Source organism: Chroococcidiopsis sp. CCALA 051, from assembly GCF_003015105.1.
Classification (GTDB): domain Bacteria; phylum Cyanobacteriota; class Cyanobacteriia; order Cyanobacteriales; family Chroococcidiopsidaceae; genus Chroococcidiopsis; species Chroococcidiopsis thermalis.
In genome coordinates this window covers 1-18,372 of the sequence record NZ_PYCI01000069.1, presented here as the reverse complement: position 1 = coordinate 18,372, position 18,372 = coordinate 1, and the positions used below count along the sequence as shown (strand labels likewise).

General features: G+C 44.0%; 14 protein-coding genes. 11 read left to right on the top strand and 3 right to left on the bottom strand.

The features are described 5' to 3' along the window. Nucleotides 1-9: 9 nt before the first annotated feature. The 11 genes from C7Y66_RS17400 to C7Y66_RS17355 all read left to right on the top strand — a co-directional run bounded on the left by C7Y66_RS17400 (nt 10) and on the right by C7Y66_RS17355 (nt 13,167). The gene (locus C7Y66_RS17400) at nt 10-1,014 is read left to right on the top strand and encodes an NAD(P)-dependent oxidoreductase (protein WP_106546559.1); all 1,005 of its coding nucleotides are present in this window, start codon (nt 10-12) and stop codon (nt 1,012-1,014) included. A 171-nt stretch (nt 1,015-1,185) separates the two neighbouring features. Then, on the top strand, nt 1,186-1,962 hold the full coding sequence (locus C7Y66_RS17395; RefSeq protein ID WP_106546558.1) for a PIG-L deacetylase family protein: 777 nt from the start codon (nt 1,186-1,188) through the stop codon (nt 1,960-1,962). Nucleotides 1,963-2,094: 132 nt separating this feature from the next. Next, on the top strand, nt 2,095-3,330 hold the full coding sequence (locus C7Y66_RS17390; protein WP_233222725.1) for a glycosyltransferase: 1,236 nt from the start codon (nt 2,095-2,097) through the stop codon (nt 3,328-3,330). Nucleotides 3,331-4,364: 1,034 nt separating this feature from the next. Beyond that, on the top strand, nt 4,365-5,540 hold the full coding sequence (locus C7Y66_RS17385; RefSeq protein WP_181246277.1) for a glycosyltransferase family 4 protein: 1,176 nt from the start codon (nt 4,365-4,367) through the stop codon (nt 5,538-5,540). A gap of 447 nt (nt 5,541-5,987) precedes the next feature. Next, nucleotides 5,988-6,815, top strand: a complete 828-nt coding sequence (gene hepC / locus C7Y66_RS17380) for a heterocyst development glycosyltransferase HepC (protein WP_106546557.1) — start codon at nt 5,988-5,990, stop codon at nt 6,813-6,815. Nucleotides 6,816-6,976: 161 nt separating this feature from the next. Then, complete coding sequence (locus C7Y66_RS31170) at nt 6,977-7,114, top strand: hypothetical protein (protein WP_158265947.1); 138 nt, start codon at nt 6,977-6,979, stop codon at nt 7,112-7,114. Then, entirely contained in the window at nt 7,115-8,440 is a 1,326-nt protein-coding gene (locus C7Y66_RS17375) for a lipopolysaccharide biosynthesis protein (protein WP_106546556.1), read from the top strand. 105 nt (nt 8,441-8,545) lie between these two features. Next, nucleotides 8,546-9,667 carry a hypothetical protein gene (locus C7Y66_RS17370; protein ID WP_015152340.1) on the top strand — a complete coding sequence of 374 codons (1,122 nt, stop codon included), beginning with the start codon at nt 8,546-8,548 and terminating at the stop codon, nt 9,665-9,667. A gap of 16 nt (nt 9,668-9,683) precedes the next feature. Continuing rightward, entirely contained in the window at nt 9,684-10,664 is a 981-nt protein-coding gene (locus tag C7Y66_RS17365; RefSeq protein ID WP_106546555.1) for a glycosyltransferase family 2 protein, read from the top strand. Nucleotides 10,665-10,691: 27 nt separating this feature from the next. Further along, nucleotides 10,692-11,648, top strand: coding sequence for a glycosyltransferase family 2 protein (locus tag C7Y66_RS17360; RefSeq protein WP_106546554.1), 957 nt, complete (start codon nt 10,692-10,694; stop codon nt 11,646-11,648). An 85-nt stretch (nt 11,649-11,733) separates the two neighbouring features. Further along, a complete protein-coding gene (locus tag C7Y66_RS17355; RefSeq protein ID WP_106546553.1) occupies nt 11,734-13,167 on the top strand; it encodes an O-antigen ligase family protein in 1,434 nt (477 codons plus the stop codon). Between the two features lie 97 nt (nt 13,168-13,264). Here the strand turns inward: C7Y66_RS17355 and C7Y66_RS17350 are convergent, their stop codons facing one another. From C7Y66_RS17350 to C7Y66_RS17340, 3 genes are all read right to left on the bottom strand, one after another. Further along, nucleotides 13,265-14,335 (bottom strand): glycosyltransferase family 4 protein, encoded by a 1,071-nt coding sequence (locus C7Y66_RS17350; protein WP_106546552.1) that lies wholly within the window; start codon nt 14,333-14,335, stop codon nt 13,265-13,267. A gap of 165 nt (nt 14,336-14,500) precedes the next feature. Beyond that, nucleotides 14,501-16,027 (bottom strand): hypothetical protein, encoded by a 1,527-nt coding sequence (locus tag C7Y66_RS17345; RefSeq protein WP_015152345.1) that lies wholly within the window; start codon nt 16,025-16,027, stop codon nt 14,501-14,503. Between the two features lie 149 nt (nt 16,028-16,176). Continuing rightward, nucleotides 16,177-17,646 carry a hypothetical protein gene (locus C7Y66_RS17340; protein ID WP_106546551.1) on the bottom strand — a complete coding sequence of 490 codons (1,470 nt, stop codon included), beginning with the start codon at nt 17,644-17,646 and terminating at the stop codon, nt 16,177-16,179. Between the last annotated feature and the right edge of the window lie 726 nt (nt 17,647-18,372).

Here is an 18,372-nt window from a genome sequence, read left to right as displayed (position 1 = left end):
TATATGTAGATGAGTCAATCTGACTGCGATCTAGACTATGACAAAGAAGATGAATCTATTGCCCAAATAGTTGAAGTTAAGATGAGTGATGCGCTGGCGGAATTATCGGGAAAGAAAATTTTAGTCACGGGTGCGAGTGGATTTTTGGGTTCTCATTTGTGCGATCGCCTATGTCAAAATGGTGCGGAAGTTCATGCTATTTCTCGCACAGAACGCACGACAGATCGTGAATTACTGCATTGGTGGCAAGGCAATGTGGAAGATTTAGAAGTCGTGCAAAATCTATTTCAGACAATTCAGCCCCAGATAGTCTTTCATTTATCTGGGCTGATTACTGGTGTTGCTGGTTTAGAGTTGGTGTTGCCCACATTTCACAGCTTAGTAGTGAGTACTGTCAATATCTTGACAGTTGCGACTCAAATGCAGTGCGATCGCATAGTCACGATCGGCTCGTTAGAGGAACCAGAACCAAAACAAGGTGAAATTGCGCCAATTTCACCCTATTCTGCTGCTAAGTGGGCTAGTGTTGCTTACAGCCGGATGTTTCACCATCTTTACCAAACACCTGTAGTTCTGGTGCGCCCGTTTATGACCTACGGACCCAGGCAACCCATTCATAAAATTATTCCTTCCGTTACCCTATCTCTACTCCAAGGCGAAGCTCCCAAGCTAGCCAGTGGTACGCGAGAAGTTGACTGGATCTACGTTGATGATGTGATTGACGGTATGCTAGCGGCAGCAAGAGTACCTGGAGTTGAAGGATATACTTTCGATCTAGGTTCGGGTAACTTAGTTTCTATTCGTTCGCTTGTAGAACAACTGACGCAAATAATTAATCCACAAATAGAACCTTTGTTTGGTGCTTTACCCGACCGACCAGTAGAAAAAGTGCGAGTAGCAAACATAACCTTGACTTCAGATAAATTAGGCTGGCAGCCGAGAATTGCTCTAGAAACAGGCTTAGTTTCTACAGTTGATTGGTTTCGTCAGCAGTCAAAAGCCGAGCGCACTTAAAGCGCTCGTAGCTCTATACTTTTAGCCTTGATTGCCCGATGGATGAAAAATTCATACCGATCGCTGTAGTTTTGGCTAGTTGTAGCATATGCAATTTGTTATTCTAAGTTTGAAACAGGGGATCGATCGATATAGCTAGTAAAAAATAGTTAGTCAGAAATAGTAAAAAATATGACTAGTAAACAAAGAGTACAAAAAATTATCAATAGGCTAAAAGTTATTGTTGGCTTGCACCTCAGAAATCTAACTTCTTATTTATTATTTTTATGGATTGTGGCGAGGAAAAGCAAACCTTTAGCGCCCAGCCAGAAATCGGCAATTGTTTTTGCTCCTCACCAAGATGATGAAACTTTAGGCTGTGGTGGCGCGATCGCCCTCAAACGGCAGCAGGGAGTCCCAGTGAAAGTCGTGTTTATGACTGACGGGCGCTATGGTTTCCTTGATCGTATGGAAACGGCAGAAGTTATCAGCTTGCGTAAAAAAGAAGCTCAGGCTGCGCTTGATGCTCTTGGGGTTGCTGATTCAGAGATTATTTTTCTCGACCAAATCGACGGGACTTTGGCTAGCTTGACCAGTGAATCGCGCCAAAATTTAGTCGAGCAAATCGTTCAGTTGTTACAGAAAACTACGCCAGGAGAAGTGTACGTTCCTCATCGCAAAGATGTTCACGCCGATCATGAAGCAACTTACGATCTAGTCCAGACTGCGATCGCCCAGTCTGGAATGCAGGTAGAGCTACTACAATATCCCATTTGGATCTTCTGGCAAAATCCTCTGTCATTTCAACTTCAGGGGAGAGATCTCGACGGCGCTTATCGACTACCGATTAATTCCGTTCGCGATCGAAAACATCAAGCTATAGAAACTTATCAATCGCAGATTCCCGGTCTCAGTCGTGGTTTCTTACGACGATTTTTTTCGCCATACGAATTATTTTTCAAACAATAAAGTCATTTCGACTTTATAGTTACAAGTTATTAAGAACAGATAATGTTCGCGGTAAACTAAAATAGTAGGCTGAATGTTTGCAGTAAACTAAAATAACAACTCTGTTTTTAGGTAAAAACAGAGTTCAGATATATGAATATTCTAATTATAGATAGCAATAGAACAGTCATGATTGCTAGATTCTTGCATCGTCTGGGGTACTACTTCAATTTTATTCTTGATAAAATTAGAGGTCGAATTAATCGGACTAAAGTTGCTTCTTTCAAGCCAGAAGGTATTGCCAAAGGAAACGCTCTAATTTCATATAACCTCGATCCATTTCTCGCCAAATCTACTGAAGCAGTTTGTAATAAGCACACCCATCATTGGGAAACTGTGGAGATGGTGAGAATCTTGTTAGATTTAGGTTATTGTGTTGACGTGATTACCTTATTTAACGATTTATTCATACCCAAAAAAAAATATTCTATCGCGATCGATAGTCGGCACAATCTAGAAAGATTAGCTCCACTGCTCGATCGGGATTGTATCAGAGTTTTGTACGCTGATACAGCCCATATCATATTTCATAATGCGGCGGAGTGCAATCGATTATATGCCTTGCAACAAAGAAGAGGTATGACTTTACGCAATAACAGGTTTGAGCTACCGAATAAAGGAGTTGAGTACGCGGACTGTACTATTGTTTTAGGAAATGAATTTACGATTAATACCTTTAAATATGCTCGCAAACCGATATATCGCGTGCCAATTTCGACAACTGAAATTTATCCATTTCCCGAAGAGAAAGATTTTGCTACTTGTTGCCAGCGTTTTTTATGGTTTGGTAGTAATGGAGCAGTTCATAAAGGATTAGATCTAGTTTTAGAAGCTTTTGCAGAAATGCCAGGTTGCCACTTAACTATCTGCGGTCCAGTTAGCAAAGAATTAGATTTTGAAAAAGCCTTTTATAAAGAACTTTATCATACTCCTAATATTCATACTTATGGATGGATTGATGTTAGTAGTTCTGACTTTGTAAAAATTGCTAATTCTTGTCTTGGCATTATTTATCCTTCATGTTCTGAAGGTGGCGGCGGTTGTGTAATTACCTGTATGCACGCTGGTTTAATCCCAATTGTGACTTATGAAGCTAGTGTAGATGTCAGAGATGATTATGGAGTTATTTTAAAAGAAGCTTCCATAGCAGAGATTAAAAAAGAGATTCAGAAAATCTCTAGCCTACCTCCAGCAGACTTAAAGGCAATGGCACGGCGATCGTGGGAATTTGTGAGGGCAAATCATACACGAGAGAAGTATTCTCAAGAATATCGTAGGGTAATAACAGAAATTATTGATAATTTTGGAAAATCTAAAGATTTAAATTAATTGGAAACTGCTATTTAATTTATCTCAACTAGCTTTTGAGTCAGGGAAATAATAGTTTAATTAGGTTGGTTAAAATTAGCTTATCGCTATTTCTTGAGTGACAACTTATAGGATTTTAGCAGTCAATCCAAGATTTTTTGTTGAGGCAAGTGTCTCAAAAACGATAGATTCTAAAACAGACAATCGATTAGTACTATTTTTGGGTTCGCTTCTTGAAATCGAAATAGGCATAACTGAATAGAGGAAGTCGAGCTGCAACAGAATAGCAAATAATTCTCAATAAATCGAAAATTTCCCAGGCGATCTAGGTTGTTATTTTAGACCGCATAAGCGTGCGATTTTTGAAGTGAGGATAGTTATAGAGTTTGTATAACTGACATAACTCATGCTCATCGCGATCGCAAAAATCTCAAGAGCAAAATAGCTAGACTCTAGATGCACCCTATCTCACCGAGAAAAACTACGACTTTGTGAAGAGGTAAACGGATTGTCATACAATTAAAATTGGTGAGCGATTCGTAATCGATTTATGGTTGTGTAGCTAATGCTGGTGCTTTCTAAAACATCTGCCATAGTAAGTGACAAATATTCTTGTTCTTCTTAGGAGCAATTATTTTGAGCAGAGTAACTTTGGAGAATATGGAAAAATTCTTCGATTTTATTTCAGGCATCTGCTATATTGCGAAGGAGAATGGGATTATAACTGAGAATTTTGCGCTAGAGAGATGGGCAATCACATCTGTATAATCCGCTTATACCGACTTTATACCGATTGAGAGGCTGAAATTGACTATGAATGCTGACTTGCTTGACGCGATCGCCAATTCCGAAGCTTGGTGCGCCCGTAAGCAACTCGCTCTCTCAAGAAACATGATATGCAAATGACTTGTTAGCTTTGGTTGACAATGCTAAGTTCTTCCCATGCTAGGTTGGATTGCGCCACACTAGCTTGTAAGTGCCAAAATGTGACGGCAGCAGGCGTAAAGGCTCTCGCTAGAGCGTAATATTAATTGTTAATTTGGTCATGGGCTTAGATGATATCAGATCGTTTGCCAAAACAAGATAACTCTGTAGCTACACCTGCACGTATTGACTGCGTTGGTATGGGGTGGTTTCCGCACGCGCCAGGAGGACTAGACCGCTACGTATACGAACTAACGCATCATCTAGCTGCGGCAGGCGATCGCGTTACCCTATATGGTCTGGGTTTGCCAATACTAGATAACTCAGCAGTAGAGTTAGTCAATTTAGCTGCACCCGACCGTCCCCTCTGGAAGCGATTGTGGTCAACCCGTTGCAACTTTGCCGAGCGGCAACTGCAAAAACCAGATGCAATTAACCTAAATTTCGCGCTGTACAGTTTGCCATTGTTGCAGAACTTACCTAAGAACGTACCAGTGACGTTTACTTTTCACGGTCCCTGGGCATTAGAAAGCGCTCAGGAAGGCGGCAGTCAACTGAGCGTGTTATTAAAAAAGCACTTAGTAGAAAAAACAGTTTATCGTCGTTGCGATCGCTTTATCGTTCTCAGCCGTGCCTTTGGCGAGATTTTGCATCAAACATATCAAGTTCCGTGGCACAAAATTAATACCATTCCAGGTGGGGTTGACTTACAACGCTTTCAGCCCAACTTATCGCGGCAACAAGCTCGGACACATTTAAACTTTCCTTCAGAACGATTGATTCTATTCGCGCCCCGTCGCTTGGTTCACCGCATGGGTTTAGACAAGTTACTGCTAGCCCTGGCACAAATCAAGCCAAAAATTCCTGATGTCTGGTTGGCTATAGCTGGTAAAGGACCGCTCAAACCAGTTTTAGAACAACAAGTCGCAGAGATGGAACTACAAGAACACGTAAAATTTCTAGGTTTTTTACCAGACGAGCAATTACCGATCGCTTACCAAGCAGCAGATCTTTGTGTCATGCCCAGCCAATCATTGGAAGGTTTTGGTTTAACAGTTTTAGAATCTCTTGCTTGCGGTACTCCCGTGTTATGTACTCCTATAGGCGGAATGCCAGAAATTTTAGCTCCGTTTTCACCAGAATTAATTACTGATACAAGCGAGGCAACTGCGATCGCTTGGAGATTAGCGGAATTACTGACCGACCCAAGTTCGTTACCTTCTAGAGATGCTTGTCGGCAGTATGCTGCAACTCATTTTGATTGGCAGAAAATTGTATTACAAGTGCGCCAAGTCTTGTTAAGATAATGTGCCAATTATTCAACCTCAAATTTTTAAGTTCTGCTCTAGGAAAGTTAGTACTTGCTAATCGAAAGGATTAGTGGTATCGCGTAGGCTTTATATATTTTTTATAAAAGTTTTATATAGTTCGAGTATTGACTGTAAAGAAACAGTGAAAGCTGGCTAATATCGTGGTGGTTTTAGGGGATTTTGCATAACATAAGTATAAATTTGCTCGATCGTTTCCGAAATCACGTAAGTTCAACGTGTCATCTTAATTTAAGACATACAAATCTAAAACTTTTTAATTGCCAGTTTACACAAGTTGAGGTCATACTCTTGAAAATACTTGGACAGATTGATTTGTAAGTCAATTCGCCTGTAAGCAAATACATATCTCTATTAGAGATGCCAATTTGCATTTAATTCTGGATCTCATCCCTGCTTGGGGAATTGAAACACTATAGCCGTTACATGTCAACATCTAAAGCTGGAATTATGCCTAATAGCTCTACTATCGAGCGAGAGCGCCAAACTAATCAAATTTTGCGCTATAAACTGAGGTGGCGACAACAATATCTGGTTGTAAATTTAGCATCAACAAGAAAAATGTATCTCTCTAGCCTTGACAGTCAGGAATGGTTAGTAGACCGTTTAAAGCTGTCATCATTAAAGGGAGTATGCCTCGATCCTAATCTTGGGGAGGCAGAGATCGAACTATGGGCTGATGCGTGCGCTCAAACAAACAAAACAGCATTTCTGCGCCTACCACCTCAACTCAAAAGAGCAAAGCGACAAAATCTGATGGGTGGGAGATTGCAGGAGCTGCTCGACCGAGCGATCGCGGCTCTGTTAATTTTATTGCTCAGTCCTGCACTACTCGCATTGCTCTGCATATCCTGCTGGCGATCGCCAAACCCATTCACCTGCGATCGGCAGTGGTACGTGAGCCAGCAAGGTAAGCTATTCAGACTATACAAATTTCAATTAATCGCAACAGCCAATTCTAGACTACGAGAAAACGACGCACAGCACGAGTCGAAAAGTCTGCTGGAGCGTTACGGACGCTTTCGACTCGAAGATGTGGATCGATGGCTGCGTAAATATCATTTCGATAGACTGCCGAAGCTATTCAATGCTTTGCGAGGAGAGATCGGGATTGTCGAACGACGCTATCTGACTTTGGAGCAGGTGGTAAGGCTGAGTTTAGACAAAAAAGCACTTGACAAAAAGCAACTTTTAGAAGCGCGACACCAAGAACCACAGTCCGAACGCAGCATAGAAAAACTGCACTCGGTATGAGTGGAGTACAAGCACTAAGCACCAATAGTTGTTTGTTTAGCAGTTTTTGATTTAGGTGTTGTCAGAAAATACACAACTGAATCTTCAGTTCATATACAATTTCGATCTGTTAGCTACTAGCTAGCAGCTAGCACAGCGATCAACCAAGCTCTAATAGCAACATGAGAATAGATACATTCGGATGGATTGAACCAGCTAGGATGGGAAAATCCTATTCTGAGCAGCAATATCGATCGCTTCAACAGCAAGCCATAAACCCAGATCGAGTATCGAGTACTGATGGTTTGGGAGTTTGGTAAATGAAAGCAATCAGAAGTCGAGTTCAGTGGGTTTTGAACGGACGTAGCTCTACTGCTGCGACTTTGCAGACAGTCATGGCAAGGATACTCGTGCTAGCCGCCAACATGGGGACTGGAATCATTACATCTAGAGCCTTGGAGCCGCAAGGAAGAGGTGAATATAATGCGATCGCCCTTTGGCCTCAGTTTTTAGCTTACCTCTTAATGTTGGGTTTACCATCCGCCATACAATACAACTTCAAGCGTCATCCAGAAAAAGAATCGGAACTTTTTTCAGCAGCTCTCGGATTGAGCGTGGTACTGGGTTTATTTGCCATGACGATCGGTGTCGTCTTCATGCCACGGTTCTTACCACAGTACTCGGCAGATGTGATTCGCTTTGCCCAATGGTACATGATCTTAGCTCCGATCGTCCTTTTGACAGAAATTTTTTTCTCAATCCTAGAAGCAAACCAAGAATTTACCTTTGTCAATCAACTTCGTTCCCTACAACCATTATTTACTCTAGCTATTTTGGGCGTGTTGGCATCGACCGCGCAGCTAACTCCTTTGACTGCCGCTCTAGCCTACAGCGTACCTGGGTTGCCTCTATTTTTCTGGATGTGGAGATACTTATGGCAGCGCTTTCACCCCCGTTGGAAAGGGTTAGGCAGTGCCTATCGATTGCTAGTCGGTTACGGCATTCGTGCTTATGGCATGAACTTACTAGGAACTCTAGCCGAGAAGATCGATCAAGCATTAGTGGTGACTATGCTATCTCCTGCTTCGATGGGTCTGTATACGCTAGCTTTGAGTGTCTCTCGAATGCTGGGTTTATTCCACAGTTCGACGATTACCGTCTTGCTACCCAAAATTGCCGCACGTCCGATTGAAGAGGTAGTGGCTTTAACGGGACGAGCAGTTCGTGTCAGTACGGCTGTCACTGTAGTCGTTGCCCTAGCGGTTTCAATCCCAATTCCTTTTTTGATTCAATTGCTTTATGGTGACAAATTTGTCGAGGCTGTTGGTGTTTTTCGCATTCTCAGCGCAGAGATCGCGATTGGAGGCGCAGCTTGGGTTTTGGCTCAAGCTTTTATGGCTGTAGGTAGACCAGGAGCGCTGACGGTTGTAGAAGCAATCAGCGTGTTGGTGACTGTACCCCTTTTGTTAATACTCATTCCCATCTACGGATTAGAAGGTGCGGGCTGGTCATTGTTAATTTCGACTATCTTTCGCCTAGTTTGCTTGCTTGCCGGCTACCCACTACTCTTGAAAGTACGTCCTCCCAGTTTGATTGCGACTAGAAATGATATAGATTTTTTACGGCAGGTATTTTTCCATCAGTGAGGATGGCTCAAATTGTTCCCGCGATCGCGACCGATTATAAGGTATAAATTATGCTTAGTAAAAGACCCTCGACAAGAGATAAGTTGCATAACTGGAGGCATCTGAATGCAATCGACCAATTTTAGTGGCAAAGTCTATTTTTATTGCATTCCACCGGATACTCCTGAAAAAACAGGCTATCCCCACACGATGATTTGCTTGGGTGATGGATTAAAAACTTTAGGAATAGATGCTTACGCCAATATCAACTATTGGCGGCTAGCTCCAGAGACAGAAGAGTACCTGTTTCGCCACGACCCTGAAATTACACCAGATGACTGCTCAATTGTTGTCCTCAATCAAGATTGGTTTCAAGTGGCAAATAAGCCTTTTCCACAACATTTATTTCATCCCAATCGAAAATATATTACTGTCTATCTAGACAGCGATGATGGTAGTAAAACGCACGCTTACAAACCCGAATTTCGCCAGTTCGATTTTATTTTTAAAGTTAGTTGTAACCGTTACTTTAAGTATCCCGGCAATATTCACCCTTGGGCGCAGGGAATATCTAGCCGGATGTTGCGAGAATTAGAAAACATTCTACCGATCCAGGCAAGAAAAAGACAATTATTAGTGAACTTTAGAGAACCGCACAAAATTAAGCACTCTGTCAGGCGAATAGTTCGTAAAGAACTACTGCCTCAAATCGATGCGGCTCTACCAGTTAATAATGTCGTTGAAGGTCTAGATAACTTTTCTACAGAGCCTTATCACTACATGAATTGGTCGCAAACAGGGAGAAGACATTCGCCAGGTTATTTCCAAAGTTTAAAAGATTACGCTGCTTGCGCCTGTTTTGGTGGCTTTTTTGTCACTCCTGTACCTCGCGACCCTTCTACGGCAACAAGTCGTTTGCTCAAAAAAATTCTCAGCAAATTGGAGTGGAAATCAAATCGAATTACAGATTGGGATAACTGGCGTTACTGGGAGTCTCTTGCAGCAGGATGCGTTAGCGTGCGCGAGGATTTTGACAAGTACGGTTTTATGATTCCGGTCATGCCAGAAAACTGGCGACACTACATTGGGATCGATCTGAGCAATATCAAACTAGCTGTGGATAGAATAGCCAGCGAACCAGAAATTTTAGAAAAGATATCTATTGAAGGCAGACAGTGGGCGCTAGAAAATTACAGCCCCGTACCTACAGCGTTACGCTTTCTGAATACAGTCAGCGAAAAATTATAATAATTATTAACCAGCTATGTCTACTAATATAACAGCGCCAGAATCGTTAGTTAGTGTTATTATTCCTACCTACAATCGCCCAGAATACTTGAGAAAAGCGATCGCGAGTGCGGTACGCCAAACATATCGTCATATCGAAATCATCGTATCTGACGATTGCAGTCCTGACAATCCTCAAGCAATTATTGACGAGTTTCAAGACTCCCGAATTCGGTTACGCCGCAATCCACAGAACTTAGGCATTGCATTAAATGTCACGAGTGCATTTAAAGAAGCACAAGGCAAGTATGTTGCGAGTTTAAATGATGACGATCTGTGGAATGAAGATTATTTAGCAAAACTCGTACCGTATCTCGATGCTAATCCAGATTTGGTTGTCGCTTTTTGCGATCATTACGTGATTGACTCAGAGGATAAAATCGATTATCTAAAAACTGAGGAAAATACGCGGTATTGGCAGCGATCGCGGCTTAAAGAAGGAGTTTATCAACCTTTTTACGAGTTGAGTGTGGTCGATCAGTCCGTATTCATCGCCCTAGCAACTGTCATCCGTAGAGATGCGATCGATTGGGATAGCATCCCACTGGAAGTAGGGTTGTTTTGGGATCTCTACTTGGCATATCTTGCTTGTCGATCTGGTAAGGGTGCTTACTACTATCCCGAAAGATTGACGCGCTACCGCATTCACCCCCAATCAGAGACGCAAATCAGCGGCAAAAAAAACGTGCAGGCGAAGATTCGCACGGGTAAAGCAGGAATCTTTTGTTACGAGCAATTCATCGCAGACGAGCGTTTACAACAATTTCGCCCGTATTTTAGAGCCAAATTAGCACAATCTCACACGACTTTGGGAATTGGTCTGATGCGGTCTGGACAAATTGCGGCAGCACGCCCCCATTTCTGGAAAGCAATCCAATACCAATTAAACTTGCGTAGTGTAGCTGCACTGACCCTGAGCTTTACGCCTGGGTCAATCGTCAAGCTATTAAAAGTCTAATCGGGTGAGTCGTGGAGTTAGCAAGTCATGATGATTTCTGTTTTGATACCTACTTATCGCCGTTCGCAAGACTTGGCACGCTGTTTAGTAGCTTTACAACAGCAAGTTCGACCAGCGGATGAGGTGCTGGTGGTCGTCCGCGATAGCGATACGGAAACTTGGCAACTACTAGCAGGATTAGACCCTTATGCTTTACCGATACGCACTGTCAAAGTAAGCGTCCCGGGGGTAGTAGCAGCCATGAATGCAGGCGTTGATGTGGCAAAAGGAGAGATTATTGCCATTACCGATGACGATGCCGCACCTCACGCCGATTGGCTGGAGCGGATAGAAGCTCACTATTTAGCAGATGAGAAAGTGGGTGGTGTTGGCGGACGCGATCGAATGCACTACGGAACGCAGCTCGTCGAAGGTCAATCTCATGTAGTGGGTCGATTGCAGTGGTTTGGACGGGCAATTGGCAACCACCATCTTGGCGTAGGAAATGCCCGTGAAGTTGACATACTGAAAGGGGTAAACTCCAGTTATCGGCGATCGGCGATCGCTCATATTCGCTTTGATGAGCGGATGCGGGGTACGGGAGCGCAGGTACATCACGAATTGATGTTGTGCCTAACTCTAAAACGGGCTGGCTGGAAGCTGATTTACGATCCTCAAATAGTCGTCGATCACTACCTCGGGCAGCGGTTTGATGAAGATCGGCGCAACCAGTTTAATGCAATTGCTTTTAGCAACATGACATATAATGAAACCTTGTCTTTGCTGGAACATTTAAGCCCGATACGGCGAACAGCCTTCGCGATCTGGGCGGTTTTAGTAGGAACGCGAGATGCCTGGGGTTTAGTACAGTTATTGCGGTTCTTACCGAGTCAAGGAAAATTGGCGTGGCAAAAGTGGCTCGCCTCCATGCACGGGCGCTGGCAAGCGTGGGTAACTTGGAGCAATCGCGATCGCTCCTCAGAGGTATGGGCGCAGCATTTGTAATTCGTAATTCGTAATTCGTAATTCGTAATTATCAATTGAGAAATCTGCCTTGGTTTAAATGCTGTCATCATGGAGATGCTATTAGGTGAACTCTAAGCAAACACTTTCAACTCCTACTTTCGGATTGCAACCAGCGCCAGCTTGGATGGCAATTATCGGATTTTCACTGATTACAGCACTGTGCCTGGTTGCTGCTAGCGGGATCGCACGCTATGCTTTTCCCCTAAGTGCTTTTGTTGTGGGTGCGTTTCTCTATTTTCGCTATCCTGTCTTTTACGTCAGCTTTACTTGGTGGATTTGGTTTCTCACGCCGTTGCTTGCTCGCATCGTCGATTTTAAGAGCGGCTGGGATGCACAGCGTTTAATGCTGGTCACGCCTTTTCTCGTCTCGTTGCTAAGCGGGATTACTCTCATCCGCTATTTACCTAAAGCATATCGTCAAGGCGGCTTACCCTTGATCTTGGCTTTTGTTGCCGTACTCTATGGTTTTCTAATCGGATTGGTGAAGAATTCGCCTATGGCAGCAACGCGAGCGAGTCTGGACTGGTTCACGCCAATCTTGTTTGGCTTCCATCTATTTATCAACTGGCGCGATTATCCCAAGCTCAGCAAGATAATTCAGCAGACTTTCCTTTGGGGCGTGCTAGTTTCCGGTGTCTATGGAGTCGTGCAATACTTAGTTGCACCAATGTGGGATCGGTTCTGGATTATTGAAACAGAATTGGTGACAAATGGCAGACCAGAACCACTTGGCATTCGCGTGTTTAGTACCATGCATTCGCCCTTTCCTTTTGCCGTGGCAATGATGGCGGGTCTGGTGTTGTTATTTAACACGAAAGGAACTTTGCGTATCCCTGCTTCTGTAGGGGGGTATTTGGCTTTTCTGCTATCGGCAGTAAGAGCAGCATGGGGCGGGTGGCTAGTGGCACTTATCACCTTGCTGACTTCCATGAAAGCACGCCTACAGCGACGATTAATTATTTCCATCTTAGTGATGTCTGTGTGCGTGATCCCGTTGGCAACGATCGAGCCTTTCTCGGAAGTCATTAATACTCGCTTACAGTCCTTTTCAGAGATTCAAAAAGATACCAGTGCTAACGATCGCGCTGCTACCTACGAGCAACAACTCAATCTTGCCCTATCTGATTTTCTCGGTAAAGGGTTGGGAGGGATGTACGCTACTAACAGTGAAGGTCAGTTAGAACAAGTTATCCTCGACAGTGGCGTTCTCGATTTATTCTTCACTCTGGGCTGGTTTGGCGCGATCCCCTACTTGGGGGGCATTGTTCTCATTATCTATACGCTGCTGCAAAATTCCGAACTGCGGTTGGACTCTTTTGCTAGTGCTGCCCGTGCCATTAGTATTGGCGTTCTCGTTCAGATGCCACTGGGAAATACCATAGTTTCGCTTGCGGGTATGGTTTTTTGGTGCTTTGTGGCTATGTGTTTGGCAGCACGTAACTACTACCAGCAGCAGAAGCGATCGCAGTCAACGAATATGGTAGGGAGTAGGGAGTAGGAAGTAGGGAGCAGGGGAAAGAGAGCTGAGGGAGCGATCGGGAGAGAATTGACTCACCACACCCCACACCCCACACCCCATTCTTCACTGATAACTGTCAACTGTCTTCACGCATGGCAAGTTCGTCATAGACTGCTAGGGTTTCTTGATGAACTCTAGTCGCCGTCAGACGTTCTATATTCTGTCGTGCTTTGTCTTTCCAAGCGTGGAGAATTGGCGGCTCGTTCAGTAATTCAGTCAGAGCAGCTGCTAAAGCATGACTGTCTGCTGCTGGGACTAAGATGCCTGCCTTCCCACCGTCCAAAGCTTCAGGAATGCCATCGACGTGAGTGGCAACAATAGCACATCCTGCTTCCCGCGCTTCTGGAATCACCAAAGGAGATGGATCGCGGTGGGAAGCCAGTACGAAAATGTCAGCAGCCATTAAATAGCGTTGCGGTTGTGGTTGAAACCGCTCAAAGTGGATGCGATCGCTAACAGGCGTGTTCCGTGCTTGAGCTTCAAATAGTTCGCGATCGGGACCATCCCCAACTAAGTAAAGATGAGCTGTAGGAAAATCAGCAGCAATTTGGGCAAAGGCAGCAACTAACTCAGCAATCCCCTTGCGTTTGTACATTCCCGCCACGGTCACGATCGCTGGGTGTTTTAGAGTTACGGGGACGCACTCTTTGAGTTGGCAAGTCCGAGGGCTACCTAGCGTACCGTTAGATATCACCCGCAGTTTTTGCTCTGGAATACCACGCCGTACCATAGAGTCTGCCACAGCCTTGCTGACTGCAATGACGCGATCTGCCAAACCCATCAGAACAGCACTACGCTGAAATTCGTTATGTACCGTCGATACGAGAGCGTATTGCGACTGAAATCTCAAAGTACTTGCTAAGACAACTCCCGTCATCATATGGGCATGAACGATGTTGGGGTCAAACTCTTTGACAATGGCTCGATAACCTCTAGCAGCTTCGATCAACTCGATTGGTTTTCTCGTCTGGTCTAGTTTGAAGTGCTTGACACCATGTTGCATGAGTAACTTCTCATAGCCTCCCCCAGCAGAAGCTACACCCACTTTGCAACCCGCCTGTGCTTGCAAACACGCTAAATCTACCGCTACGTTAACTATGCCGTTACCAGCTTCTAGCACGTGATTCAAAATATGCAGTACGTGCATTTATATCCCTACAATTTCTACAATGTCAGATAAGTTATGAATGCGTGCCATATGCACGAACAAGATTGAAAAAGTGAAGGTTATTTATGCATAAACTAGAAGCAAATAAATCCTTCACCATAGTAGCTGCGATTTGTCTATTTTTTGAGCGTTTTATGCGCAAGCTTAGGACGTGCGGAGAGTCACATCATCCCACTTCACGTAGTCTCCTTTTTTTCCAGTTCCCGTGGTTCCTAACTCTACGACTGCCCAGTCTCGGGAGATGGGTAAGGTGATTTCTAAATATTCCCAACCATTTTTCTTGGTGGCAGTTTTTGACATCTCTGCATCTCCGTCGCGATCGTCATAGCCGAGAATTTTGAGCGTCGCCTTGGCATTGCCGTTGACATATGCCCAAGCACCGATCGCCACTTTTTTGCCTAGTGGCAGCTGACCGGCAATTCGTCGGACTCGGACTGGCGTACCCGCTGCGGTGCCATCCAATTTGACGTAACCCTTACCTTTGTGCGCTCCACGAGCATCGTTACGCACGAAAGTTACGTAAGGTAAAGGTCCCATATCGCCGATGTCGCCAGCACCAAAATGTACCCACTCAGTCTCAGGATTGTTGGCAGACTCAAAACCTTTATTGGCGAGTGGTTGGTTCAGACGCATACTTTTGATTTTCTGATAAGTTGTGGTGGGCTTAAAATTTGGGGCGATCGCCCACTCATCATGACCGTCAAGATCGAATAGTATGGCGTTGTCATAACCGAATCTTTTGAGCTGTTGCCCGAAGATCGCAAACCACCGACGACGACAGTTTTCTTTCTCAGCCGCCGAACCAGGACACCAGCTTGAAATGACTCCGGCTTCGCTAATGGCAAGCGGTTTTCTGATGCCGCGTGCTTCTAGCGATCGCCAAGGATGCCCGAAACGATTGTCGGCGATTTGTCCGCCATAGGCATGTAAGCCGATGTAATCGCTCACCTTATCGATGCCGCGATCGAGCATTTCATCTAGGATATGGGATTCAATTCCTGAAATTGGGGGTGATTCGATCTTAATTCTCGGGTCAATGGCTCTAGCAGCTTTAAAGGCAATCTGAGTCATGTCTACGCACTCTTGAGCTGACATCTTGCCATTGCCATAGTCTAATTCTGGTTCGTTGTCAATAATATAATAGAAAATCTTACCTTTGTAATGTGCCATGACGTTGCGAACGAAATAATTGAAGTTCGCTTGCCATTGCTCGTAGTTACTATCTCGATCGACTCCCAATCGAGGAGATACGACTGTATGAATTTTCAGCCCTGCATCGAGATACTTCTGCACGGCGATATCTCTAGCAAACCAATCAAAGGATGAGCCTTCCGTCTTACCACCAACACCATCCATCCCCATACGAACTAAGCCTAAGCCTAGATCCTTCGTATGTTTAATCGATCGCGCCACATATGCTGGATCGGTGTTATAGCCAGTACCGTTATTAATTCCCAGATATGGACCGCTGGGAGTAGCTCTGACACTAGCGCTGGGCGATCGCGCTGGAGGTTTATTAGATGTGACAGAGAATAAATTTGGAATGAGATAAATAGAAATTAAACTAAAAATAATCAACCCAGCAATGACACTCAATAAAAGCTTAAATCCCAAGCGACGACGAGCAGGTTGTTTAAACTTAGTCGAATTTTTTTTAGATCTCTTCAACATTTCAATTAGTGTCGAGCTATTATGCAATCGATTTGAGAGTTTTTTGCTGTCACGATAACATCATAAATAATAACTTACCCGTGAAAAGGCGATCGCCTTTTCCACGGGTAAGCTGAGAAAATCTAAGTTAAGCTATGGCACGTCCGCACTTAGAGTACGCGGACGCTCACGTCATCCCACTTCACAGAGTCGCCTGCTCTGCCAGTTCCCGTCGTTCCCAGTTCGACTACTGCCCAATATCTGGAGATAGGAACGGTAATTTCTAAATACTCCCAACCGTTTTTCTGAGTTGAAGTCTTCGAGATCTCGGCATCACCATTTCTAAAGTCATACCCCAAAGCTTTTAGCGTTGCTGAGGCTCCGCCACTGACATAGACCCAAGCACCAATTGCTACCCTCTTGTTTTTTGGCATATCGCCTAAAATTCGCCGGATTCTAATTGGCGTGCCAGATCCAGCCCGACCGCTCTCTAACTTGACATAGCCTTTACTGCCGTTACGCCCTCCTTGATTGCTATCATTCTGGACGAAGTTGATATGAGGTGAAGTCCCTTTATAAATCCACTCGTCGTTGTTATCGGCAGGAGTCCACTCATTTTCAACGTTATTCGCTGACTCAAAACCGCCATTCGAGAAAGTCTTATTTAGACGTAAATCTTTAATTTGGTAATAAGCTTTCGTGGGGTTAAAGTCTGGCGCAACAGCCCAGCTATCGTGACCGTCAAGATCGAATAGGATGGCGTGGTCGTAACCAAATCTTTTGAGTTGTAGCCCGAACATGAGGAACCAGCGGCGGCGACAGTCTTCGGTTTCAAATTGGGAACCGTTGCAATACTCGTTAATCGATCCCGATTCGCTAATCGCAAGGGGCTTTCTGATGCCGCGTGCTTCCATGACTCTCCAAGGATGACCGAGACGATTCTCGGAAATCTGTCCGCCATAGGCGTGCAAGCCGATATAGTCGCTGACCTTATCGATGCCGCGATCTAACATCTCATTGAGCAGACCGGATTCAATTCCCATCACGGGTGGCGACTCAATTTTAATATTAGGATCGATGGATTTGGCTATTTCGTAGGCAATCCGAGTCATGTCAACGCATTCTTGAGCTGACATTTTACCGTTGCCATAGTCGAGATCGGGTTCGTTATCGATGATGTAGTAAAAGATTTTGCCTTTGTAGCGCATCATGACGTTACGAGTAAAATAGCGGAAGTTTGCTTTCCATTTCTCGTAGTTACCGTCTCGATTGACGTGCATCCGTGCTGATAACACGGCGTGAATTTTGAGTCCAGCATTGCGATATTTATCGACAACCATATCTCTGCCCGACCAATGAAACCCTGCACCCTCCGTATTACCCCAAACGCTATCCATACCCATACGGACGACTTCTAAGCCCAGGTTTTTGGTGTGTTGGATGGAGCGATCGACGTATCCTGGGTCAATGTTGTAGCCAGTGCCGTTATTCATGCCCAGAAAACTTGTCAAGGCTGTTGCTGGCAACGTGTAGAGGAGAGCTGAAGCAATTAATACTGAAACAATTGACTTAGACGATTTAGCTTGTCGTTCTGATAACTTTTTTGGAGCTATGTTTTGTAGTTTCTGATAGAATTTCATTGTTTACCTCTAAATGGAATTAATGCAGCACGAGTTGACGATCGCACTTCATCTGCTACTCAATGCGGTTTGAGTAGACGAGAAGTCAATCGTGCAGAAAGCTGCTTTATTGCTGAAGATCGCGCTGCAATATTGGCAAGCTAGAGGGAAGGGTTAGCTGGCTAAGGAAAGTGAAGCAGCGCTTTATGCAAATAGCTTTTCCAGTAGTTAAAGAAAGAACTATTTCAGTATGGTTATGCAATAGAGCAGTGTAGTGAAATGGAAAGAATTTAAGTCATTACACTTGGACTTGGTAATAAAGTTTCTGAAAAAAGCAGAATGCTTTACAAGAGCTTTACATGACCAATCTACAACTAAAGTAGGCTTACTCAGATGTGGATTCAAGAGGAATTTTACTGATCTACCTACTAGCCGAGATTTCCCCGATAGCCTTGTTTTATATAACTTTTATCGTAAAAATACTACTAGTGAAAATACTGTTAAATCGAGGGATGCAGAGCATATTATTGAGCAATCTCACTGGAAATATAGTTATAGCTATCTTGAAATTTTAAAATTGTAAGAATACAATCTTGGAATTTATTAAAATAAAAGAATTTAGGCTCTGCATCCGTACAAAGCCTAGTAAAATCTTGTAAATTTGCGATCGCTACTAACTTAATCGAGCGATCGCCTAATGTTTTAGTTCTTCACAATTTCGCCAAAATTTGCCAACACGCGAGCATG

Coding starts and splice junctions, on each gene's coding strand:
- C7Y66_RS17400 (WP_106546559.1), top strand. CDS start 10: ATGAGTCAATCTGACTGCGATCTAGACTATGACAAAGAAGATGAATCT.
- C7Y66_RS17395 (WP_106546558.1), top strand. CDS start 1,186: ATGACTAGTAAACAAAGAGTACAAAAAATTATCAATAGGCTAAAAGTT.
- C7Y66_RS17390 (WP_233222725.1), top strand. CDS start 2,095: ATGAATATTCTAATTATAGATAGCAATAGAACAGTCATGATTGCTAGA.
- C7Y66_RS17385 (WP_181246277.1), top strand. CDS start 4,365: ATGATATCAGATCGTTTGCCAAAACAAGATAACTCTGTAGCTACACCT.
- hepC (WP_106546557.1), top strand. CDS start 5,988: ATGTCAACATCTAAAGCTGGAATTATGCCTAATAGCTCTACTATCGAG.
- C7Y66_RS31170 (WP_158265947.1), top strand. CDS start 6,977: ATGAGAATAGATACATTCGGATGGATTGAACCAGCTAGGATGGGAAAA.
- C7Y66_RS17375 (WP_106546556.1), top strand. CDS start 7,115: ATGAAAGCAATCAGAAGTCGAGTTCAGTGGGTTTTGAACGGACGTAGC.
- C7Y66_RS17370 (WP_015152340.1), top strand. CDS start 8,546: ATGCAATCGACCAATTTTAGTGGCAAAGTCTATTTTTATTGCATTCCA.
- C7Y66_RS17365 (WP_106546555.1), top strand. CDS start 9,684: ATGTCTACTAATATAACAGCGCCAGAATCGTTAGTTAGTGTTATTATT.
- C7Y66_RS17360 (WP_106546554.1), top strand. CDS start 10,692: ATGATGATTTCTGTTTTGATACCTACTTATCGCCGTTCGCAAGACTTG.
- C7Y66_RS17350 (WP_106546552.1), bottom strand. CDS start 14,335: ATGCACGTACTGCATATTTTGAATCACGTGCTAGAAGCTGGTAACGGC.
- C7Y66_RS17345 (WP_015152345.1), bottom strand. CDS start 16,027: ATGTTGAAGAGATCTAAAAAAAATTCGACTAAGTTTAAACAACCTGCT.
- C7Y66_RS17340 (WP_106546551.1), bottom strand. CDS start 17,646: ATGAAATTCTATCAGAAACTACAAAACATAGCTCCAAAAAAGTTATCA.